This is a genomic window from Pseudoalteromonas sp. HL-AS2 (genome assembly GCF_031198805.1).
GTDB classification, from domain to species: Bacteria; Pseudomonadota; Gammaproteobacteria; order Enterobacterales; family Alteromonadaceae; genus Pseudoalteromonas; species Pseudoalteromonas nigrifaciens.
This window is the reverse complement of record NZ_CP133571.1, coordinates 820,237-840,852: the sequence shown is the minus strand read 5'-3', so window position 1 is coordinate 840,852 and position 20,616 is coordinate 820,237. Positions and strand designations below refer to the sequence as shown.

The 20,616-nt window shown below is 40.4% G+C and carries 23 protein-coding genes and 1 tRNA gene; 6 read left to right on the top strand and 18 right to left on the bottom strand.

Annotated features, from left to right (window positions below):
• Position 1 precedes the first annotated feature (1 nt).
• The 11 genes from flgJ to RB215_RS03925 all read right to left on the bottom strand — a co-directional run bounded on the left by flgJ (position 2) and on the right by RB215_RS03925 (position 10,279).
• On the bottom strand, positions 2 to 997 hold the full coding sequence (gene flgJ, locus RB215_RS03975) for a flagellar assembly peptidoglycan hydrolase FlgJ (RefSeq protein WP_182684554.1): 996 nt from the start codon (positions 995 to 997) through the stop codon (positions 2 to 4).
• A gap of 127 nt (positions 998 to 1,124) precedes the next feature.
• Positions 1,125 to 2,219, bottom strand: a complete 1,095-nt coding sequence (locus RB215_RS03970; RefSeq protein WP_309216912.1) for a flagellar basal body P-ring protein FlgI — start codon at positions 2,217 to 2,219, stop codon at positions 1,125 to 1,127.
• 12 nt (positions 2,220 to 2,231) lie between these two features.
• Positions 2,232 to 2,915: a flagellar basal body L-ring protein FlgH gene (flgH, locus tag RB215_RS03965; RefSeq protein WP_011327469.1), complete on the bottom strand. Its 684-nt coding sequence runs from the start codon at positions 2,913 to 2,915 to the stop codon at positions 2,232 to 2,234.
• 16 nt (positions 2,916 to 2,931) lie between these two features.
• Positions 2,932 to 3,720: a flagellar basal-body rod protein FlgG gene (flgG, locus tag RB215_RS03960; RefSeq protein ID WP_011327468.1), complete on the bottom strand. Its 789-nt coding sequence runs from the start codon at positions 3,718 to 3,720 to the stop codon at positions 2,932 to 2,934.
• 21 nt (positions 3,721 to 3,741) lie between these two features.
• Positions 3,742 to 4,485, bottom strand: a complete 744-nt coding sequence (locus RB215_RS03955; RefSeq protein ID WP_011327467.1) for a flagellar basal body rod protein FlgF — start codon at positions 4,483 to 4,485, stop codon at positions 3,742 to 3,744.
• A gap of 427 nt (positions 4,486 to 4,912) precedes the next feature.
• Complete coding sequence (flgE, locus tag RB215_RS03950; protein ID WP_179807093.1) at positions 4,913 to 6,277, bottom strand: flagellar hook protein FlgE; 1,365 nt, start codon at positions 6,275 to 6,277, stop codon at positions 4,913 to 4,915.
• 49 nt (positions 6,278 to 6,326) lie between these two features.
• Positions 6,327 to 7,004: a flagellar hook assembly protein FlgD gene (locus RB215_RS03945; RefSeq protein ID WP_011327465.1), complete on the bottom strand. Its 678-nt coding sequence runs from the start codon at positions 7,002 to 7,004 to the stop codon at positions 6,327 to 6,329.
• Positions 7,005 to 7,017: 13 nt separating this feature from the next.
• Positions 7,018 to 7,449 (bottom strand): flagellar basal body rod protein FlgC, encoded by a 432-nt coding sequence (gene flgC / locus RB215_RS03940; RefSeq protein ID WP_011327464.1) that lies wholly within the window; start codon positions 7,447 to 7,449, stop codon positions 7,018 to 7,020.
• Between the two features lie 5 nt (positions 7,450 to 7,454).
• A complete protein-coding gene (gene flgB / locus RB215_RS03935; protein ID WP_041454356.1) occupies positions 7,455 to 7,862 on the bottom strand; it encodes a flagellar basal body rod protein FlgB in 408 nt (135 codons plus the stop codon).
• A gap of 630 nt (positions 7,863 to 8,492) precedes the next feature.
• Positions 8,493 to 9,323, bottom strand: a complete 831-nt coding sequence (locus tag RB215_RS03930; protein ID WP_011327461.1) for a protein-glutamate O-methyltransferase CheR — start codon at positions 9,321 to 9,323, stop codon at positions 8,493 to 8,495.
• A 20-nt stretch (positions 9,324 to 9,343) separates the two neighbouring features.
• Positions 9,344 to 10,279, bottom strand: a complete 936-nt coding sequence (locus tag RB215_RS03925) for a chemotaxis protein CheV (RefSeq protein WP_309216911.1) — start codon at positions 10,277 to 10,279, stop codon at positions 9,344 to 9,346.
• A gap of 138 nt (positions 10,280 to 10,417) precedes the next feature.
• Between RB215_RS03925 and flgA the strand changes: the two genes are divergently transcribed.
• The 3 genes from flgA to flgN all read left to right on the top strand — a co-directional run bounded on the left by flgA (position 10,418) and on the right by flgN (position 11,946).
• On the top strand, positions 10,418 to 11,125 hold the full coding sequence (gene flgA, locus RB215_RS03920) for a flagellar basal body P-ring formation chaperone FlgA (RefSeq protein WP_309216910.1): 708 nt from the start codon (positions 10,418 to 10,420) through the stop codon (positions 11,123 to 11,125).
• 76 nt (positions 11,126 to 11,201) lie between these two features.
• Complete coding sequence (gene flgM, locus RB215_RS03915; RefSeq protein ID WP_011327458.1) at positions 11,202 to 11,522, top strand: flagellar biosynthesis anti-sigma factor FlgM; 321 nt, start codon at positions 11,202 to 11,204, stop codon at positions 11,520 to 11,522.
• Complete coding sequence (gene flgN / locus RB215_RS03910) at positions 11,515 to 11,946, top strand: flagellar export chaperone FlgN (protein WP_011327457.1); 432 nt, start codon at positions 11,515 to 11,517, stop codon at positions 11,944 to 11,946. The genes flgM and flgN overlap by 8 nt, the downstream gene beginning before the upstream one ends.
• Before the next feature lie 103 nt (positions 11,947 to 12,049).
• On the opposite strand, the gene RB215_RS03905 is transcribed toward flgN, so the two are convergent.
• On the bottom strand, positions 12,050 to 12,508 hold the full coding sequence (locus RB215_RS03905) for an LPP20 family lipoprotein (protein WP_011327456.1): 459 nt from the start codon (positions 12,506 to 12,508) through the stop codon (positions 12,050 to 12,052).
• 155 nt (positions 12,509 to 12,663) lie between these two features.
• Between RB215_RS03905 and RB215_RS03900 the strand changes: the two genes are divergently transcribed.
• Positions 12,664 to 13,857, top strand: a complete 1,194-nt coding sequence (locus RB215_RS03900) for a flagellar assembly protein FlgT (protein ID WP_011327455.1) — start codon at positions 12,664 to 12,666, stop codon at positions 13,855 to 13,857.
• Here RB215_RS03900 and RB215_RS03895 read toward each other — a convergent pair.
• Positions 13,854 to 14,756, bottom strand: a complete 903-nt coding sequence (locus RB215_RS03895; RefSeq protein ID WP_041454354.1) for a LysR substrate-binding domain-containing protein — start codon at positions 14,754 to 14,756, stop codon at positions 13,854 to 13,856. The genes RB215_RS03900 and RB215_RS03895 overlap by 4 nt on opposite strands.
• A 113-nt stretch (positions 14,757 to 14,869) precedes the next feature.
• On the opposite strand from RB215_RS03895, the gene RB215_RS03890 reads away from it, so the two are divergent.
• Together RB215_RS03890 and RB215_RS03885 are read left to right on the top strand one after the other, a co-directional pair.
• Positions 14,870 to 15,598, top strand: a complete 729-nt coding sequence (locus tag RB215_RS03890; protein ID WP_309216908.1) for a glutathione peroxidase — start codon at positions 14,870 to 14,872, stop codon at positions 15,596 to 15,598.
• A 70-nt stretch (positions 15,599 to 15,668) separates the two neighbouring features.
• Complete coding sequence (locus tag RB215_RS03885) at positions 15,669 to 17,117, top strand: dihydrolipoyl dehydrogenase (protein WP_309216907.1); 1,449 nt, start codon at positions 15,669 to 15,671, stop codon at positions 17,115 to 17,117.
• Between the two features lie 489 nt (positions 17,118 to 17,606).
• Here the strand turns inward: RB215_RS03885 and RB215_RS03880 are convergent.
• The 5 genes from RB215_RS03880 to RB215_RS03860 form a co-directional block, all read right to left on the bottom strand.
• Positions 17,607 to 17,681, bottom strand: a tRNA-Arg gene (locus RB215_RS03880).
• 58 nt (positions 17,682 to 17,739) lie between these two features.
• Positions 17,740 to 18,399 carry a FlgO family outer membrane protein gene (locus RB215_RS03875; protein WP_179807087.1) on the bottom strand — a complete coding sequence of 220 codons (660 nt, stop codon included), beginning with the start codon at positions 18,397 to 18,399 and terminating at the stop codon, positions 17,740 to 17,742.
• An 11-nt stretch (positions 18,400 to 18,410) separates the two neighbouring features.
• Positions 18,411 to 19,103, bottom strand: coding sequence for a FlgO family outer membrane protein (locus RB215_RS03870; RefSeq protein ID WP_309216906.1), 693 nt, complete (start codon positions 19,101 to 19,103; stop codon positions 18,411 to 18,413).
• 13 nt (positions 19,104 to 19,116) lie between these two features.
• Positions 19,117 to 19,710, bottom strand: a complete 594-nt coding sequence (locus tag RB215_RS03865) for a FlgO family outer membrane protein (protein ID WP_309216905.1) — start codon at positions 19,708 to 19,710, stop codon at positions 19,117 to 19,119.
• Positions 19,711 to 19,761: 51 nt separating this feature from the next.
• Complete coding sequence (locus tag RB215_RS03860) at positions 19,762 to 20,415, bottom strand: SPOR domain-containing protein (protein ID WP_309216904.1); 654 nt, start codon at positions 20,413 to 20,415, stop codon at positions 19,762 to 19,764.
• Between the last annotated feature and the right edge of the window lie 201 nt (positions 20,416 to 20,616).

Here is a 20,616-nt window from a genome sequence, read left to right as displayed (position 1 = left end):
GTTACTTTACTCCTTGGCGGATCACGTTTGTTGCAATATTTTTAAGCTCGCTACTGTTAAGTACGCGCTTTATTTTATCCGCATAATTTGGGTCTGTTGCATAACCGGCTTGTTGTAATGAGTCTAAAAACACTGCCGGTTTGGCGGTATTTTGTAATGCTTGTTGATAGCGTGGATTTTGAGTTAAAAAATCAACAAAGTCGTTTACGCTGTCTTTTATTGAGTCGTAAGCCCTAAAACTGGCTTGTTTTTTAACTGCAGCGCCTTGTTCAAACTCTAAGGTTACTTTGTTAGCTTTTTCGCCCTGCCAGCTTTTATCTGACTTAATATTAAATAAGTTATTTGAGCTGTTACCGTCGCTTTTATTAATAATATGCTTACCCCAACCGGTTTCAAGCGCTGCTTGAGCCACCATAACGGCTGGGTTTAAACCAATTTTTTTAGCCGCTGTTTTAGCATGCTCCCATACCGAACTTACAAATTCTTCGGCCGTTTCAAAGTTTGGCTTAGCTACTTCTGGCTTTTCGGTGTTCATAGCGCTTTTATCTACAGGCTCAGTTACGGCTTTTTTACGCTGTTGCTGCGGCAACTCTATGCCAGCACGCTGATCGCTTAAAAGATCGTTACTGGTTCTGAGTACTGAAGCTGGGGTGTAATTTTTTGCCGTAGGAGAAAGTTGCTGCACTATTAAGTCGGCAAGCCCTAATGAGCCATTAGACGAGAGCTCTGATGAAAGTTGCTGATCGTGCATTTCTTCAAAAAACTTTACGCTACTTGAATTTAATGGGCTTTCTTTATCTTCGAAGGCTTCGCTGGCTTTGCGCATGCTTTTAAGCAGCATTTGCGTAAATATGGCTTCAAATTGTGCCGCTGCTTTTTTGAGAGCCGCTTTTGAGGCATCACTAGACGCGTCGCCACTGTTTAGGGCGTCTTTACGCAAAGCGTTTAAGTTACCTAAATCAAAAAAGTTTTGCTTATCGAGATGATTTGTTTCCATCAGCTTTTTGACACAATAATGAATAATGTATAAAGCAATGCAAAAATTGAGCCAGAGGGGAAGGTGTTAAGCAAAATGCCATCGGTTACCAGCTTTTAAAACTGACCACCGATAGCATTACGTTGTTTTAAATTACAACTAGCTGGCCGTTTATTGCGCCAGCTTCTTTTAGGGCTTCTAGTATTGCCATTAAATCGCCAGGCGCGGCGCCTACTTCGTTTATAGCGCGTACTAGGTCATCTAGGCTAACTCCGGGGTTAAATACAAATGCCCGTGAGTCGTCTTGTTTTATATCTATAATACTTTGCTGGGTAACAACGGTATCGCCATCGCTAAAAGCATTAGGCTGCGATACGTTTAGCTGCTCTGCAATCGTTACTGTTAAGCCACCGTGAGTAATAGCAGCTGGTTGCAACTTTACATTTTTACCAATAACAATAGTACCGGTACGCGAGTTAACGATAATTTTTGCCGCTGTATCTGCTGGGGTAAATTCTAGGTTTTCGAGCGTTGATAAGTAAGACACGCGCTGCGAGGCGTCTCTTGGGGCAATCACTCTAATAGACGCTGAATCGAGTGCTTGGGCGCTATTTGGGCCAACTAAATCGTTTATGGTTTTTTCTAATCGCTTAGCGGTAGTAAAGTCTGGGCGATTTAAGTTAAAAGTAATATAGTCGTTTTGCATAAATGGGCTTTTAACTGCACGCTCAACGGTTGCGCCATTTGGAATACGCCCCACTGTTGGCGTGTTTATAACGACTTTACTGCCATCAAGCCCTTCTGCGCCTAAACCACCTACAATTAAACTACCTTGGCCAATAGCGTATACGTTGCCGTCGACCCCTTTTAAAAAGGTTTGTAGTAAAGTACCACCACGTAAACTACCTGCACTACCAATAGACGATACGGTAATATCAATAGTTTGCCCGGGCTTTCTAAAAGGCGGTAGCTCTGCATGCACTGCAACCGCAGCCACGTTTTTAATTTTTGGTTTTAAGCTTGCTGGTAACGTAATGCCAAAGCTGTTTAACATGCCTTTAAAGCTTTGCTCGGTAAATCGGCTTTGCTCGCCCGTACCAGGTAAGCCAACAACTAGGCCATAGCCTACTAATTGGTTTGAGCGTACGCCCTCAACCATAGACACATCTTTAATGCGCTCGGCCATGGCAGGAAGTTGCCAGCCAAGTAACACCATTAAACAAAAAACTTTAAATACATTCATAATGAATGTCCTCTAAAAAGGAAAAAGTGAGCTACTAAAAAAGCGTGTTAGCCAACCGGCACTTTGTGCTTCTTGAGTTTGCCCTTTGCCCGAATATTGAATTCGTGCATTAGCAATTCTATTTGACTGTACGGTATTGTCTGCAGTTACATCTTCTGGCCTTACTAATCCCTCTAAACGAATAAATTCTTCGCCTGAGTTTAACGTTAGCCATTTTTCGCCGCGAATAACTAAGTTACCATTAGGTAAAACACGCATTACGTTTACCGATATATCACCGGCTAAACTATTTGACTGATTTGATTTTGAGTCGCCTTTAAATGACGCGTCGCTGCCAATACCAAATTGAATGCTGTCGCCGCCAATATTTACCGGCAATCCGCCTAAACCAATAACGGGGTCGAGTTTTGCGTCTGACTGCTTATCAGTTTCTGTTTTTGCCGCTTTAGAGGCTTGCGTAGATTCTTGCAATTTAACTGTAATTATATCGCCGGTACGCAGTGCTTTTTTATCGGCGTATAAGTCGTTCGATAAATACGTATTAAACAGTGAGCCATTAGCAACAGCCGGTTCAACATTGGGTTCTGGGTACATGGGTGCGTAGTAAGGGTCGTCTTGTACTACATCACTATTTTGTGTAGACACACAGCCACTTAACAATAAAGTACCCGCTGCAAATAATATAATATTGCGCATAATAACCTCTAAAATATTATAATTGCTGATTGATGTAGCTCATCATTTCATCAACTGCCGAAATTACTTTTGAGTTCATTTCGTAAACACGCTGGGTTTCTATTAGGTTTACCAACTCTTCGGTTACGTTTACGTTTGACGTTTCTAGTGAACCTTGAATAATAGTGCCTAGCCCATCAACTCCAGGGTTACCCTGCACCGGCGCGCCACTTACCGCAGTTTCGGTGTAAAGGTTTTGCCCTATAGGCTCAAGGCCCGACGGATTAATAAAGTCACTAATGGTAATTTGCCCAATAACCACGTTATCGGCCTGCCCTGCAACACGTACAGATACTTCACCGTCTTGCGATACAGTTATTGATTGCGCGTCGTCGGGTACGTTCATTTCAGGTTGAACTACATAACCGGCACCCGAGGTTACAACTCGCCCGTCGCCATCGGTGGTAAATTGTCCGTTGCGCGAATAAGCAATATTGCCATCTGGCTGCAATACTTCAAAAAAGCCTGAACCAGAAATCATCCAATCTAGTGAATTTTCAGTAGTTAGCATATTACCTTGCGAAAAGTTTTTTTGGTTAGCTACCACTTTAGCACCAGCACCTAGCATTAAACCTGATGGCATTTCGGTATCTTGCGATGAGCGACCGCCTGGCTGATTAATGTTTTGGTAAAGTAAATCTTCAAAAACGGCGCGGCTTTTTTTATAACCAACCGTACTGGCGTTGGCTAAGTTATTTGAAATAACCGAAATGTCGGTTTGTTGGGCGTCAAGCCCAGTTTTACTGATCCACAATGCTGGATTCATAATCGTGTCCTCATTTTAAAGTTAAACTATGCGCAACAGCTGATCTTGCGATTGATCTATTTCTTCTGCTGTTTTCATTAGCTTTACTTGTAATTCAAATTGGCGTTGATGGCTGATCATATCGACCATTTCGTGTACCGGATTAACGTTCGACATTTCTAATGCGCCGCTTATCACTTGTACGTTAGCTGAGGTTTCAACCGTTTGATTTGGTTTTGGTCTAAATAAACCATCGTTACCTTTTTCAAGTGTTGAGTTATTTGCCTCAACCACTTTTAAACGATCAACCTCTTCTAAAAAGTTAGCCGGCGCGCCTTGTGGGCGTACTTGTATGGCACCGTCTTTACTAAATTCTATTTTTTCAATCGGGACTGGCAAAATAATAGGGCCGCCTTCGCCAATTACTTGACGACCACCGCTGGTAACTAACATGCCTTCGGCGGTAATATTAAGCGTACCTACTTTTGTATAAGCTTCGTTGCCGGAGGCGTCTTGTACACTCAGCCAGGCGTTATCGCTCATGGCAATGTCGAGCTCGCGACCGGTTTGCTGTATGCCACCCGATGTCATGTTTGAACCTGGGCGCTCTTCCATAGAAAACACCCGCGATGGCAAACCTTCACCAAACGCTTGCATAGATCGAGCTTGGGCAAAGTCGGCTTTAAAACCTGTAGTGTTTGCGTTCGCCAAATTATTGGCTTTAAGGGCAAGCCCCATTAAGCTTTGCTTAGCGCCAGACGCGGCAATGTAGACCATTTTATCCATAACATCGACTCACTTAAAAATCTCTGTAAGAACAAATGCAATATATGCGCCATTGTTAAATACAGCAGTAAAACTGCACCGCCAAGCAATGTGGTATACCGCCGGTAGCTGCAGAAATTATAGGGATGAGGTTCTAGGGGCTAGGTTCTAGGTTGATACCTGACGCCTCAAACCTGCTATTTAAATTTCTACCTAAAACCTGATACCTGACGCCTAAAATCTGCTCTTTAAATTTCTACCTAAAACCTGATACCTGATGCCTCAAACCTGCTCTTTAAATTTCTGCCTAAAACCTGATACCTGACGCCTCAAACCTGCTCTTTAAATTTCTGCCTAAAACCTGATACCTGACGCCTCAAACCTGATCTTATAAACAAAAAAGGCTGCAATTAAGCAGCCTTGAATATTCAAATTAATAAATTGTGCTTTATCTAATTTGCAGAATACTTTGCTGAATTGTTGAGTTAACTTCCAGCGCTCGCGAGTTTGCTTGGAAATTACGCTGTGCGCTAATTAAATCAACTAGTTCGTTAGTTAAGTTTACGTTTGACTGTTCAAGCGCTGATGAGTTGATATTACCTAAGGTGCCAGAGCCTGGTTCACCAGCAATAGGCTCGCCTGACGCTATACTCGCTTTCCAACCTGTGCTGCCCACTTGTTGTAAACCTTGTGAGTTTGAAAAACGTACCATAGCCACTTGGCCTAAAAATGTAGAGTCGCCATTACTGTACGAAGCCACAACTTTACCATCGGCACCAATATCAATACCCGCTAAACGGCCAACCGTTGCACCGTCTTGCTCAAGTGCTTTTACTTCAAAGCGACTTGCGTATTGAGTAGGTATTTTATTAGCTGTACCGGTTTCATCACGCCAGTTAATTTCAACAGGCGCTGGGAAGGTAGCGCCATTGGTTAATAAATCAGAAAGCCCCGCTGCACCACCGCCACCAGCTGCAATTGACAATGGATTAAAAGTATTACTTACGTTTGGCGTGCCGTCTGTACTTTGCGGTAAGCCACTTGAGTCAAATTTAAAAGTAGTCATAGGAGTGTACGGAGCTACTGTTTGTTCAACACCATTGGCACCAAAGGATTTACCATCAAGTGTTGAATGTACGTTCCATTGATTTTCATTACCGGGTACTGCAGGGTCACTTTTCACAAAAAATAGCTGCAATACATGTGGCTCACCGAGTGAGTCATACACGGTTGTTGAGGTTGATGAATTATAAGTTGCACTTTCGGTAGGGTTAAACGCAATTGTAGGTGCAATTGATCGTGAGTCTAAATTAAACGAGCTATACACGCTTGAAGTAGCACGCGGCGATCCTGACGAGTCAGGTATTTGTAAAGCCGATGAAGTGCTTAAACTCACTGATGTAGTATCGCCTGTTGAAGGGTCAACCGGAAAGCCTTGTAAAAAGCTGCCATTTGCATCTACCACAAAGTTGTCTTTGTTTAACTTAAATGCGCCGGCACGTGTGTAAGTAAAATCTTGCGCGCCTAGGTCTTGGCTGGTTGCAAAGTAACCTTCACCGGTAATCGCTAAATCTAACGAGTTATTGGTAAACTGTAATGATCCTTGATGAAATTGTTGTGCAACCATAGTCGTTTGCACGCCGTCACCATTTTTTGTTTTACCAGAACTAAATACCGACGATGCATACACGTCAGCAAATTCTGCGCGCGACTCTTTAAAACCCGTAGTATTTACGTTGGCTATATTATTTGCCGTAACGTTTAAATCTTTTTGTGCGGCAGCAAGGCCGGATAATGCAATATTGAAGCTCATAATTGACCTCTAAACTATTTAATTTTTAGCCCGCTGGCTAATGAATCTTTTACGCGATTTCTGCAACATCAGTCAGCCTAACCGCACCTTCTTTAGTGTTAATAATGATGCCATTTGCACCATTAATATTCACACTCTCAATATTTTTAAAGGTAGCAATTGGCAGGCTCGAAAACTCACCATTAGTACTCCCCTCAGCTTTAATTTTATATTCGCCAGGAGGTAGGCGCTCACCTGCTTCATTTTTACCATCCCATGCAAAACGCACTGCACCTGCTGGTTGCGAGCCTAAATCTATAGTTCTAACTAACTGCCCAGACTCATCTTCAATTCTAAGCTTTAAGCTTTCAACTGGCTTTTCGGCAACAACTGAGCCTCGTGCATCACCTGCTTCATTTAAGTCTAGCGTGTCGGACTCTAAAAGCGCCTGCTTGCCTACTAATGTAGATGCTTGCAGTGCTGAATTTGATGTCATTGATGCAGCTAAAGCTTCAAAGTTAGAGTTTAAATTTGAAATTCCCTCAGCCATAGTAAAGCTAGTCATTTGCGCAATCATCTGATCGTTATCAGCCGGTTTACTCGGATCTTGAAACGACAGTTGCTGCGTTAGTAATGAGAAAAAATCTTCTTGGGTTAACGCATCACTTTTGTCTTTACTGGCTGCTTGTTTTTCTTGCCACCGTAAAGAGTCTAAATAGGATGAAGATGTACTAATATCGTTACTCATAACCTACCCTCTGTTACCGCTGGCCTAGCAGCAGTGTTTTACTTAACATTTGCTTTGCTGCATCGGCAACTTGCACATTTGTCTGATACGAACGAGAGGCAGAAATCATGTTTGCCATCTCCTCAACAACATTAACGTTGGGTTTATAGATATAGCCATTTTCATCCGCACTTGGATGGTTTGGGTTATATTCGATTTGTAATGGTTTGTTGCTCTCAACAATGCCTAATACTTTAACGCCAACAGCGGAGCCCTGTGGATTACTTGCTGATGCTGAAGCTTTAGTAAGCTCAGCAGCAAATACAGGTTGTCGCGCTCGGTAAGTTTTATCCTGAGAAGAACTAATAGTATTCGCATTAGAAATATTACTTGCGGTGGTGTTTAAACGCACATTTTGTGCGCTCATACCAGAACCAGCAATATCAAAAACATTATATAAACTCATAATTATTATCCTTGGCTACCGAGTGCTTTTTTCAGACCTTTAAATCTGCCGCTTAAAAATTGCAAGCTGGCCTGATACTCCATAGCATTCTGTGCATACAAGTTTCGTTCCACCTGTATATCAACCGAGTTGCCATCACCTGTATCTGGTTGATTTGCATTACGAAACATTTCTGAACCACCTACTTCTTTACTACCACCGGCAATGTGTTTACTGTTGGTTCTAACCATACTATTGCCGCCTTGTTGGTGTGACTTTGCCGTTTTTAGTGCAGAGGCAAAGTCTATATCTTTTGCTTTATAGCCCGGCGTATCAGCATTAGCGATATTGGTAGCGAGCATTTCGGCTCTTTGCGAACGGATCAACATAGCATGCGGGTGCACACCAAGCGCTTTATCAAAACTGATAGCCATAACCATCTCCAAAAAATTGACTTAGCTTGAACAAAGCAAGAAATAAGCCATTTAACTAATTTTTGTTTAAAGTTATTTACTAAGCTGATTAAACATAGCTATTTAAAGTGCAGGTTTTAGGGAGGTTTTAAGGCAATAAGTAAATTGATATGAGCCAATACAGTTATTATAAAAAATGCCAGCAGTTAAAAACTCTAAAGCACATTTGCACAATGGATGCGAATGGCAGTAAATGAGCAGTGATTTAAACAGATAATTTATCTATTTTTTCTTCTCTAAAGCGCAGCGCCCTCTTAGCCTCTTTGTGAATAAAGTATTTAAATATTATTTTGCACAAAGTGAAAACAATGAGGGGAAATGAGGAGTAACTTAAACATATAATCTAGTGGTTTTACCTCTCTAAAGTGCAGCACTTCATAGCCTTTTTGTGGATATGTATGTTCGCTTAAACATATTGGCACAATGCGCTTTAAATAAGGGGAGGTGCGAAGCTATAACTTATACACAGTGCTTGGTAATACACAAAGCTTGGCTAATTACTTGCTTATCGCTAAAACGAAAAACGACGCTAAATGCGTCGTTTAAAATAATGCTTAAAATGTGCAAACTGCTCACACTTCACACTTGCAGTTATTTCTTTTGGTAAATAATACCAGGGTTACATCTAACCATATCAAAATCATTACTTAAACCGCTCATTGATTCCGACGCACCTAAAAGTAAATAACCTTTAGGGTTAAGTGCTTGAGAAAATTTAGCAATAATTTTTGCTTTTACTTCTGGTGCAAAGTAAATCAACACATTGCGGCAAAATATAATATCAAACTTGCCTAAAAGCGCGTATGAGTCGAGTAAATTAAGGTGTCTAAAGTTAACCTGCTTTTTTATTGGATCAATAACCTGAGCCATGCCATTGCCGCTGTCTTTAAAAAACTTTTTGCGGCGTTCGGCCGAGAGCCCTCTTGCTAGTGCTAACGCGTCATACTCGGCGTGTTTACACATATCCAGCATAGTATTTGATATATCGGTAGCCACTATTTGCGCTCCCATGCGTAAAACCCCAGGAGAACTTGTCTGAAACTCAGCAACCGACATAGCAATTGAATATGGTTCTTGACCAGAAGAGCTTGCCGCAGACCATATTTTTAATGGTCTGTTAAGCCCTTTAAACTCTGGAAACAGTTTAGTTTTTAATAACTCAAACGGATATTGATCTCTAAACCATAGGGTTTCATTGGTGGTCATTGCATCAACCACTGCAGCGCGTAATTGGCGCTCATGCAAACCCAACGTTTTATTTACTAGCTGTGATAAAGACTCAACATTAAATCGCTTCATTAACGGCGCTAAACGGCTTTTAACCAAGTATTGTTTGTTTTCGCCTAATACAATACCGCACTGTTGTTCTAAAAATAAGCGAAATTGATCGTATTCACTTTGCTGTAAATCTTTACTATTCAAATCAATAACACCTATATTTATTAATCACAATGAACCCATTTTCTTACTGCTGTTGCGAGTTCGTCGGGATTAAATTTTGCAATAAAGTCATCTGCACCTACTTTTTCAACCATGGCCTGATTAAACACGCCACTTAACGAGGTATGTAAAATAACATGTAATGGTGCCAATTTAGGATCGGCTTTTATTTCGGCGGTTAATGTATAGCCATCCATTTCAGGCATTTCTACATCCGAAATAAGTAACCCTACACGTTCTGTAATATCGTTTACGCAGTCATGTTCGGCTATTTCTTTTAATCGCTTAAATGCTTCTTTACCATTTTTGGCAAGCTCAGTTTGAACGCCAAGTGGCTCTAATGCTCGCTTAACTTGGTTTCGTGCTACTGCTGAGTCATCGGCAATAAAAACAATTCGCTCGCCTAAATCTTTTTTAATGTCACCTTGTGTAGCCGCAACATCGGCACTTACTTCGGTATTAACTGGGCAAATTTCGTTTAATATTTTTTCTACATCTAAAATTTCAACTAATTCGTTTTCTATTTCAGTTACAGCAGTTAAGTAAGAATACCGGCCTGCACCTGGCGGTGGCGGCATTATTTTTTCCCAGTTCATATTTACAATACGCTCTACACCGCCAACTAAAAAGCCTTGAACGGTACGATTATATTCAGCAATAATTATAAAACTGTCTTTAATATTTTCAATTGGACGCCCACCCACAGCCATAGAAAGGTCGATAACCGAAATAGTTTGGCCGCGAATATGGGCAACACCACGAATGTAAGCATTTGATTTTGGCATATTGGTAAGAGGAGGACATTGCAGTACTTCTCTCACTTTAAACACATTAATCCCAAAACGCTGACGCCCTCTGAGTTTAAATAGTAGTAGCTCTAAGCGGTTTTGCCCCACCAACTGGGTTCGTTGGTTTACTGAGTCTAAAATACCTGCCATTCAAATCTCCTAAAAAACAAACTATACGGAACGATAATTGCTTTGAATCTATAAAGTCACATAATACAACGGGAGCGTCTACTTTTTGACGCTAAATATTTATACCCTGTTTTAACCTATAAGCATAGCCGAAACATTATGAGTTTGTTAAAAAAAATCAGAAGATACAGTGTTTTTTATGTTCTTACTAGCCTCTGTTTAACTTTGCCTTTAGAGGCAAAAGTATTTAGCAAAGACATATTACAACAAATGGCTATAACTCATGTTGCTGCGCAAATTAACAACCTTGATGAAAATAAAATACAGCTTAGTGCGTTACCGCTCGACCCCCGCACTCCCGATCGCAGTTGCGAATCAGAGCCTGAGTTATTACTCCCCAACGATCCGCCTTTTAATCGCCAAGTAACATTACAAATAAAATGTAACGACACTAACAACTGGGCCCAGTATGTACACGTAAGAGTAACCGAAACGGCTCCTGTTGTAGTTGCTAATGTAAATTTAGCTCGCGGCGAAGTAATAACTGCGGCGCATTTAAGTATTGAAATGCGCTCAACTCACTTTATCAGAGTACAATATTTAGATAACCCAGCATTATTAATAGGCAGCCGAAGTAAACGAAATATACGCAGCGGAATGCCACTTTTATTGAGCCAAATATGCATGGTGTGCAAAGGCGATGCTGTAAATATTAATGCCAATATTAAGGGCTTAAAAGTTAAAACAACCGGTATTGCACTTGAAGATGGTAGCCTTGGCGAGCAAGTTAAAGTGAAAAACAAAAAAACCGGTAAAGTTTTAAATGCACGCGTAGATGGTGTAGAGTCTGTACAAGTTAATATATAATTTAAATTTATACTAAAGTATCTTATGTATATGCCGATAACTTGGCATTAGTTGGGTAATATACAGGTTTATTATTATGGTCGGTCAAGTTAATAAAGGTAATCAACAAGCAAATGTGTTAACTAACACTAAGCAGCAAAAAGTTGATATACAAAGAGATAATGCAAATACGCAAGCTGCACAGTCTTCGGCGCCTAAAGCTGCCAGCGACTCTGTAAGCTTAACCCCGCAAGCTAAACAGCTAAAAACCCTGCAAGATAAAGCGCAGCAATCTCCTGGTTTTGATACCGATAAAGTGGCAGAGCTTAAAAAAGCAATCACTGAGGGTAAATACCAAATAGACAGCGAAAAACTTGCAAAAAACCTAGCTGAATTTGAGTTTAACGTTTATGGCTGATCACAATAGTTTAATTACCATTAAACTAAATGAGCAACACAATTGCTTAGAATCACTTAATATTTTATTAAATGACGAGCTAACATCTATTGCCTCGCGCCGTGGTGAAGGTTTAAAAGAAATTGCCCAACAAAAAATGTCTTTTTTAACCACGCTAAGCAACCTCGATAAAGAGCTCAACAAGTTGATTGCCAATAACGATGAGCAAACAACCGAGATCACCGATTTAATTAAACTTATACGCAGCAAGCTTGAGCAATGCCAAAAGCAAAATGAAGTAAATGCCCACGCAGCGCATCAAGCACAATTAAGCGTTAAACAATTAAAAGATATTTTAATTGGTGCCCCCTCTTCTATGACCTACGACCAAGCCGGTAGTGTAATAAACACCGATAATAATTTGGTACGTAATTTAAAAGCTTAATTAAAAAACTTAATTAAAAATAACGTCCTACATAATAAAAAAGCCTTAACTGTTGATCAGCTAAGGCTTTTTTGTTTTTAGAGTTACTAACGTTTTTAGGGGGCTAGTAATAAGTTACTTTTTTAACTTCTCGGGGTTTAATTTCGCCTATGTACAGGTCGTGCACGCGCTTCATATTTAGTTCAAGCTCAGTTATATAGGTGTCGTCTACCGCGTAGGCTTTTATAACTTGTGCGCCTTTAATAATGCCCTGCACTTTGCTTTGTAGGTAATCGTCTTGTGCTATTGAACCTGCAACTGTAGTACCTGCGGTAATTTGTTGCCCATACACTTGCTCTGCAAGCTCTCGATACGCTTCTAGCTTAGAAGCTTTAATAGCCATTAACTGCTTTTGCGACTTATTAACACCCGACTGCAGGCTAATAGGTGCATAACCCACGGCTTTTAATACCGGATAATTGTTTGGCTCTACATATTTGTATTCAACGTGCTTATCAAACATATTGCTACAACCGCTTAAGGTTATGCATCCTAACGTGATAAGTAATGGCATTACTCGCATAGTACCTAGCCCTAAAAAACAAATTAAATAATTATACGATACTTATGCAGGTTTAATGCCATTGACACTTAAGTGGTGTTTACTCACAAATAATATTGGTACGCTCCTTGCTGTGTAACTTATGCTAATAGCTAAAATTTAACTGGAGTAAATGTATGAATTCGTTTTTATCATCGGTATTTGCAGGATTAAGCGCAACTGCTTTATTAACGTTTTCGCCTTTTACTGCAGCGCAGTGGTATGAATCGACCGGCCATGCACAAGTTAAAAGTAGCGATGTAGGCGCAGCTAAGTCTGCAGCAATTAAAGATGCCATTACACAAGCGTTAGTGTTCTCTGGTGCGCGGGTAAGCTCGGTACAAACCTTAGTAGACGGCGTGCTAATGCAAGATCAGCTTAAAATAAGCAGCCATGGCGAAATTCAAAAAATAGAACTTGTGAGCGAAGAACGTCATAATAATCAGCTAGCTATTACACTACGCTTAGATATTTTTGCGCAAACAGAGCAATGCCCACAAAGTAGTTTTAAAAAGTTTGTGGCCGTTACCCAAAGCCAGCTTAATCATCGTGAACAAGCCCGCATGGGTCAAATATTTGACATAGATAAAGCAGTTAGCAAAAATATTTATACCGCATTGCAAAAGTCAAAAATGAGCGCTGTACCAATCGCTTATTACAATAACGCTATAAAGGTCGATAAGTATTTTTCGCAGCAACACGACTACTCTAATGCGCAACTAGAAGATATTTCCTCGCGTAGTAACGCGCAGTACGTTTTATTAAGCCAAATAACCAACCTATCAACTAGCGATAAGCTCAATAGCGACTATGCCTTTTGGCAAGACGAAAGCTATCAACGTAGTTACCAAATAGAGTTTACCCTTTTTGATGGCACTACTTATGAACAGCTTTGGCAAAATAGCTACAAAAACCAAGCTATTTGGCCATTTGAAAAAACCGCTATTGTTGATGTTAACAGTAGTATGTTTTGGCAATCACCCTATGGGCAAAGCATAAACGATATAAACCAAACGCTAAGTTACGATTTACAATCAGCTATGGCCTGCTTGCCTACTCAAGGAAAAATTATGCACCTTGATCAGGGCAACATAGTGATTAACTTAGGTAAAGCACATGGTCTTAAAAAAGGTCAACTACTTAGCATAGCACACCACAATTACCTAACAGACGCTTTAGGCAATACTATGCCGCATAAAGTAATTACCCTTAATAGCATTCGTGTTGAGCAGTTATATCAACAAAGTGCCATTGCGGTAAGCATTAATAATGCACCACTTCCGGGCGTGCAAATTAACGATATAGTCGAAATAGTTAGCCAAAACCTTTAATTCAACGATTTAGTTAATTTAGCCTTTAAATTAGGGTGAGCCGATAACCATTCACCCAATTGCTCAACCCCCGATAAATGCGGGTAATGCTTTCTACATGCAAATACTATATTGCGCTGCTGATTAGGATAAATAGCTAAATAATTAACCCCTACGCGCTCAGTACAAGCCAATTTAGGCACAAATGTAACCCCGTCATCCATAGCCACCAGCGCCAGTAATGTTTCTAAACTATTACCCTGATACTGGCTCGACACATTAACTCCTGCCGAAAAACAAAACTGTTGAGCTTGATCTTTAAAGCAATGGCCATCACTTAACATTAATAGGCTGCATCCTTGTAATTCGCGCAGCGCTACTTTTTTTTGCTGAGCTAATGAATTATCGTGTGATACAGCCACTAAAAAATCTTCTTTGTATAAATTAACGCTATGGTACTTTTTGAGCTCGGGTACATCAGCCAAAATTGCAAAGTCGAGCTCACCGTTATCTAGCGCTTCTAAAATTGTAGCGGTTTGCATTTCAATAAACGAAAAGCGACTATTAATAAACGCCTCTTTCATTGAAGTGAGTAATACCGGCAGTAAATAAGGCGCAATGGTTGGAATAATACCAATAGTTAACTTACCCTGTAGCGGCTCGTTTGACGTAGCAGCAAGCTCTTTAAGTATTTGTGTTTGTTCTAAAATAACATTAATTTGTGTTAATAAACGCTCGCCTTTAGCGGTTAATGTTACCTGCTTAGTAGAGCGATCAAATAAAGTAACACCTAGCTCCTGTTCAAGTTTTTTTACTTGGCCACTTAAAGTAGGCTGGCTTACAAAGCACGCATCGGCCGCTTTACGAAAGTGCTTAAAGTGCGCTATGGCTTTTACATACTCTAAATCTTTTAAGTTCATATTCATTACCAGGCTGATAGCTTATACCTATCACTTTAATACAAACAAACGATTGGAACTATATTTAAATCACCGCCATAATGGCTATCAACAAATCAAGAGGAACAAAAATTATGTTAAACAATATTGAAGGCAAAAAAATCCCAAGCGTTACATTTGCAACTCGTCAAAACGATGAATGGAAATCAGTAACAACAGACGACATTTTTAAAGGTAAAACGGTTGTTGTATTTTCACTACCGGGTGCATTTACACCAACGTGTTCGTCTACTCATTTACCACGTTACAACGAACTGGCTGGTGTATTTAAGCAAAACGGCGTTGACGAAATTGTATGTTTATCGGTAAACGACACCTTTGTAATGAACGCATGGGCTGAGCATCAAGAAGCGCAAAACATTACTTTACTACCAGACGGTAACGGCGAATTTACTGACGGCATGGGCATGTTAGTAGACAAAAACGACCTAGGTTTTGGTAAGCGCAGCTGGAGATACTCTATGCTTGTAAAAGATGGCGTGATCGACAAAATGTTCATCGAACCAGATTTACCAGGCGACCCGTTTGAAGTATCTGACGCAGATACAATGCTTGACTACATCAACCCTAAGCAAGCTAAACCAGAGCCAGTAACTGTATTTACTAAACCTGGTTGTCCGTTCTGTTCAAAAGCTAAAGCGCTTCTTACAGAAAAAGGCTTTGCATTTGAAGAAATTGTTATGGGCTCAGGCGCATCACTAACAAGCCTTAAAGCAGTATCTGGCCGTGAAACCGTTCCACAAGTATTTATTGGCGGTAAGCACATTGGTGGCTCAGACGATTTAGAAAAATACTTTGCTTAATTAATAATTTTGCTCAATTAGTAAATATAAATAGGGGCACTGGTTGCCCCTATTTTATAAGGAAAAAATAATGAAAGAATTGCAAACCGACGTTGTTGTTATTGGTGCGGGTACTGCGGGTTTAAGTGCTTATCGTAATGCTAAACAATTTACAAATAACGTACTTATGATCGAATCAGGCCCTTACGGCACTACCTGCGCACGAGTTGGTTGCATGCCGAGTAAATTATTAATTGCAGCTGCTGAAGCTGCGCACTCAATCACAATGGCACCTGCATTTGGTGTACACAGCTCTGCACCACGTATTAATGGTAAAGAAGTGATGGCACGCGTTAAAAGCGAACGCGACCGCTTTGCCGGATTTGTAGTAGAAGCTGTAGATGAGCTTCCAAGCGATGACAAAATTCGTGGCTATGCTAAATTTTTAGACGCAAACCGCATACAAATAGATGATCACACCATAATTACTGCTAAACGCTTTGTTATAGCAACCGGCTCACGCCCTTCATACCCTGGCGTATTTAATAATTTTGGCGACAAATTAATTATAAACGACGACGTATTTGACTGGGACGACCTTCCAGAATCGGTAGCCGTATTTGGCCCAGGTGTTATAGGCCTTGAAATTGGCCAAGCACTGCACCGTTTAGGCGTTAAAGTAAAATTATTTGGTGTTGGTGGTGCAATTGGCCCCCTTACCGACCCAGTAGTAAAAGACTACGCAAACACCGTATTTGCCGAAGAATTTTTTGTTGATACCGACTCAAACGTATCCGACATGATGCAAGCAAACAGCAAAGCGCAGCTTACTTACACCGACAAACAAGGTGCTAAACACACCGAGCAATTTGACTACGTACTTGCCGCAACGGGGCGCGTACCAAACACAGATAAACTCGGCTTAGAAAACACCGGTATTGAACTCGATGAGCGCGGCGTACCTGTTGCTAATGCTAAAACAATGCAATGTGGCGATTCAAATATATTTATCGCAGGCGACGCCAGTAATATGCTGCCACTATTACACGAAGCATCCGATCAAGGCCTAATAGCTGGCCAAAATGCTGGACGCTTCCCCGATGTACAACCAGGATTACGCAGAGCAAAAATTGCCGCCGTATTTAGCGACCCGCAAATAGCCATGGTTGGCGAAAGTTATAAAGAAATCACCACTCGTCTAGGCAGCTGCGACTGTTTTGAAATAGGCGAAGTAAGCTTTGAAAACCAAGGCCGCAGCCGCGTAATGCTTAAAAACAAAGGCCACATGCGTGTTTACGCAGAGCAAGGCACAGGGTTATTTTTAGGGGCAGAGTTTATCGGCCCACAAGCCGAGCATTTAGCTCACCTACTAGCATGGGCGGTACAAAACAAAATGACCGTACCACAAATGTTAGAAATGCCTTATTACCACCCAGTGATCGAAGAAGGGCTACGCACAGCGCTGCGCGACCTAAACGCCAAACTTAAATTTGGCCCAGACATTATTAACCATTGTATGGAATGTGGCCCAGGGGCATAAGCTTAGGGCTTAGGGCTTAGGGCTTAGGGCTTAGGGCTTAGGGCTTAGGGCTTAGGGCTTAGGGCTTAGGGCTTACAAGGCTAATTAAAAATAATCAGCGAGTAAATTTATTTACTCGCTTTTTTATGCTCAACTTAAAGCGAGTGACAGCCAATCGATAATGCAAAACTGCGATATTAATTGATAACATACTTTTTCGTTGGGTTTCGCTTTGCTCAACCCAACCTACGTAAAAATTACCCACCCATGTTACGTTTAACACGACTCGCCAGCGCGACAAAACCTGAATAAAGTTTTTTATATCACGACCTAGCTTTAACTTAGTGCTGTAATATTTATTCGACTGAAGTGATAAATTGAATTAGATGTTTAAAATACAGAAGTATTAATAATCTTTTTTGAAAATGAATGCCTGAGTTAGCACTGCTACATATGTGCTAGATGAAGTTTGAATTTCAAAGCACCAACCTCGTAACTAATTGATTTTATTGGTAGCCCCTGCAAGAATCGAACTTGCAACTGCCCCTTAGGAGGGGGCCGTTATATCCATTTAACTAAGAGGCCTAAACTGAGGCTAAAATTATAACGGCATTGTCTTTTTTGGATCAAGTGCAAACTGAGTTTAATTACTTGATAAGTAGATATCTTCTTTGTTTAAAACGTATATTGGTATAAATTTTCGGCTACTGGCAACGACTTGTTTATTATTTACGTTTATAACTCGGGTATTCACTGTAACGCCATTAGCGCGGTATATTAACGTACCACCGAGTACATGGCTTGCCATATGCTTTTTGCTAAGGTTTTTTATGTCTCGTGAAAAAACAAAGTCGCCACGACGATTAACGTTTATTGCATCACTCGTTTTAAAATCAACCACCCCATAACCAAACTTTTGTAGTTGATGAATGAGTGTTTCTGATATTTGGTTACCCAGCTGGTTGCTGTTATTTAAGGTGGCATCTAAATCAACTATGCTTGTTACCGCTATATTTATGCTCTCATCAAGCTCACTGCTAGACTCTAGGGTGTCGACTAAATCAAGCGCCATTTGCTCTACATAATTAACCAGGGTTTTATGATGTTTTAACGGCGTAAATTGTCGCGACGAGTCGTATTCGCTCTGCGTTTGTAGCCCTTGTGCATGCTCATAACGAGCATTCACATCAAAATGAGTGTCTGCATTATTAGTTTTAACCTGCTTATTATTACCCGCAGTAGAGCACCCTGCTAATCCTAGCAGGATAAATAATGCGGTAACGCTATTTAATTTGTAACCCATTATTGCCTCACTCATTTACTGGCTTGTTTAAGCATAATGCCATCGGTACTGTAGCTACTATTAAGTGCATCAACCACTGACTGAGGAATAAAGCCTTGCGCTGTTCCTACTACGGCTTTACTAGCTAAGCCAATAATACGTGCATTTACAAGCACACCACCTTGATGGCTTACTAAAGTACCGGCTAAAACATAGTTAAAGTTTTGATCTTGGTTTAGCTCAAGGTAGTCGCGGCTAAATACAAAGTCGCCGCTTGGAGTTACGCGCATATAATCGGTAGTTTTAAAGTCGATAACAGGTATGCCAAAGCTGTGTAGTTCATGCATGAAACTTTCGGCAATTTGATTTCCTAACAAACTTGCGTCGTTGTAATCATCATCTAAAAACACAAAACTTGAAACGGCCAGTGGTGTTTTTTCGTTCACATATTGTAGGTTTTCTACCATGCTTTGCATTATGCCACGCACATAATGATTAATGTTTTTACGTGATGGCGTGCTCGATTTTGAATAATTAGTATGTTGCCCTAACCCCGACTGATATACCTGATTGTCGGTCATTGGGGCTGCCACTGCACGCTCGCCATTAGCCAATTGTACTGAGTTGTTTTGATTTTTTTGTGTGGTTTCTGAGTTCATGCCTGTTAGCATTTGTGAGCACCCAAAGCCCAATGGCAAACATAATGTAAGTAATAGCTTTTTCATTTTGTGCTCCTAATTAGTATTCGCTGCGATATAAGTTATTATCGCGTTGCTGAACCTTTTCACTGCCCCACATTACATTAATCGGGATCTCGGTACTGCCAGCTGATAAAACGTGTTTATTGTTAATATTAACCAATCGGGCATTAACAATGTAAGCATGTTGCTGGCGCGTAACTGTGCCGGTAATTATTAAGTCAATATTCTGACGTTCGCGCAGTTGAGTTACATCTCTGCTAAGCGCGCTGTCGGCGTTAGATGATAAATTTATATTATTACTTAAACGGTACTCAACGGTGTTATATCCCAATTGAGTGAATTGCGTTAGCAGGCTTTCTTGAATTTGTTGGCTTAAACCTTCAGCTTGGCCGCTGGGAAGCTTTGAATCTAGCGCGTTTGCGTAATAAAAGCTGCTTACCCCAATGCGAGAGTTACCGCTTAAAGGCCCTTTAAAGTGACTAAGCTGATAAGTTAAGTTATTTACGTAATCGTTAACCGTATAAGGTGCCATGGCTGCTTTACGCGCAGGTGTGCTTACACTTGGCTCAGGCTGTGGTGTTAAGCTACATGCTGCTAAGTTTACTAATAATAACGGTAATAAAAGGCGCATAGTTGCCATCCTCAAAAAACATGACAATAACAAAGCAATTACTATGCCTATTTATAATTTTAATGTTTGTTCTGTGTAATTACTAACAATACAACTCACTTGATGCTGCTTTAGTATGTCGCAATCTGCCGTTGCATTATTTTGAAGCTTATAAGCGCCAATTTTTAAGCGATAAAAAGTAACCCCTTTAACCTTTGCAGTCTCTACGTTAGCAATAAATGGGCTTACTAATAGTTTTTTAGCCTTAGATTTCACTTCATTATAACTTTGGGTTAATCGTATCCAATCGGTAACAGATGCAACCTGCAGGGCAAACAATGGCTGTACTACTTTGGGTTGTGAGGTAACCTTGGGGTGTAAATTAACAGCCGCCTCTGGCGCTGTAGTGTCTTGGTTTAGATTGCTCGCTTCTTGGTTTAGATTATTTTGTGTTGCCGACTCTCGTTGCGCTACTTCATTTAATTGGCTAATAAGTAACTTTAAATCATGTTCAATAACAAGCAAACGTCTAACGCCCGCTTTAGCTTGTTGCCACTGTTGAGATGATGCTCTTAATTGCGCTAATTCTTCTGCCGAAATAGTAACCTCATTACTAACCTTATTTGTGGTAGTAACATTGTTTTGAGCCTCTTTAACGTTACTACTACATCCGCAAAGTACTATTAGGCTAATACTTAACAATCTCATTAGCTGTTGTTTTATCATATTATTTGCCTTTAAATTTTTGCTTGGTTTTACTAAACGCCAACTTTATATATTACTTAAACTGGCATACAGCGCAGTTACAGACAACACTATAAACAAGCCTATTAATTTATGTTTATCTACATACTTACTATTGCTGGCTTTTAACTACTGTATTAACTTTAGCTCGACTTATAGGTATGTGTTAGCACACAGATAAAT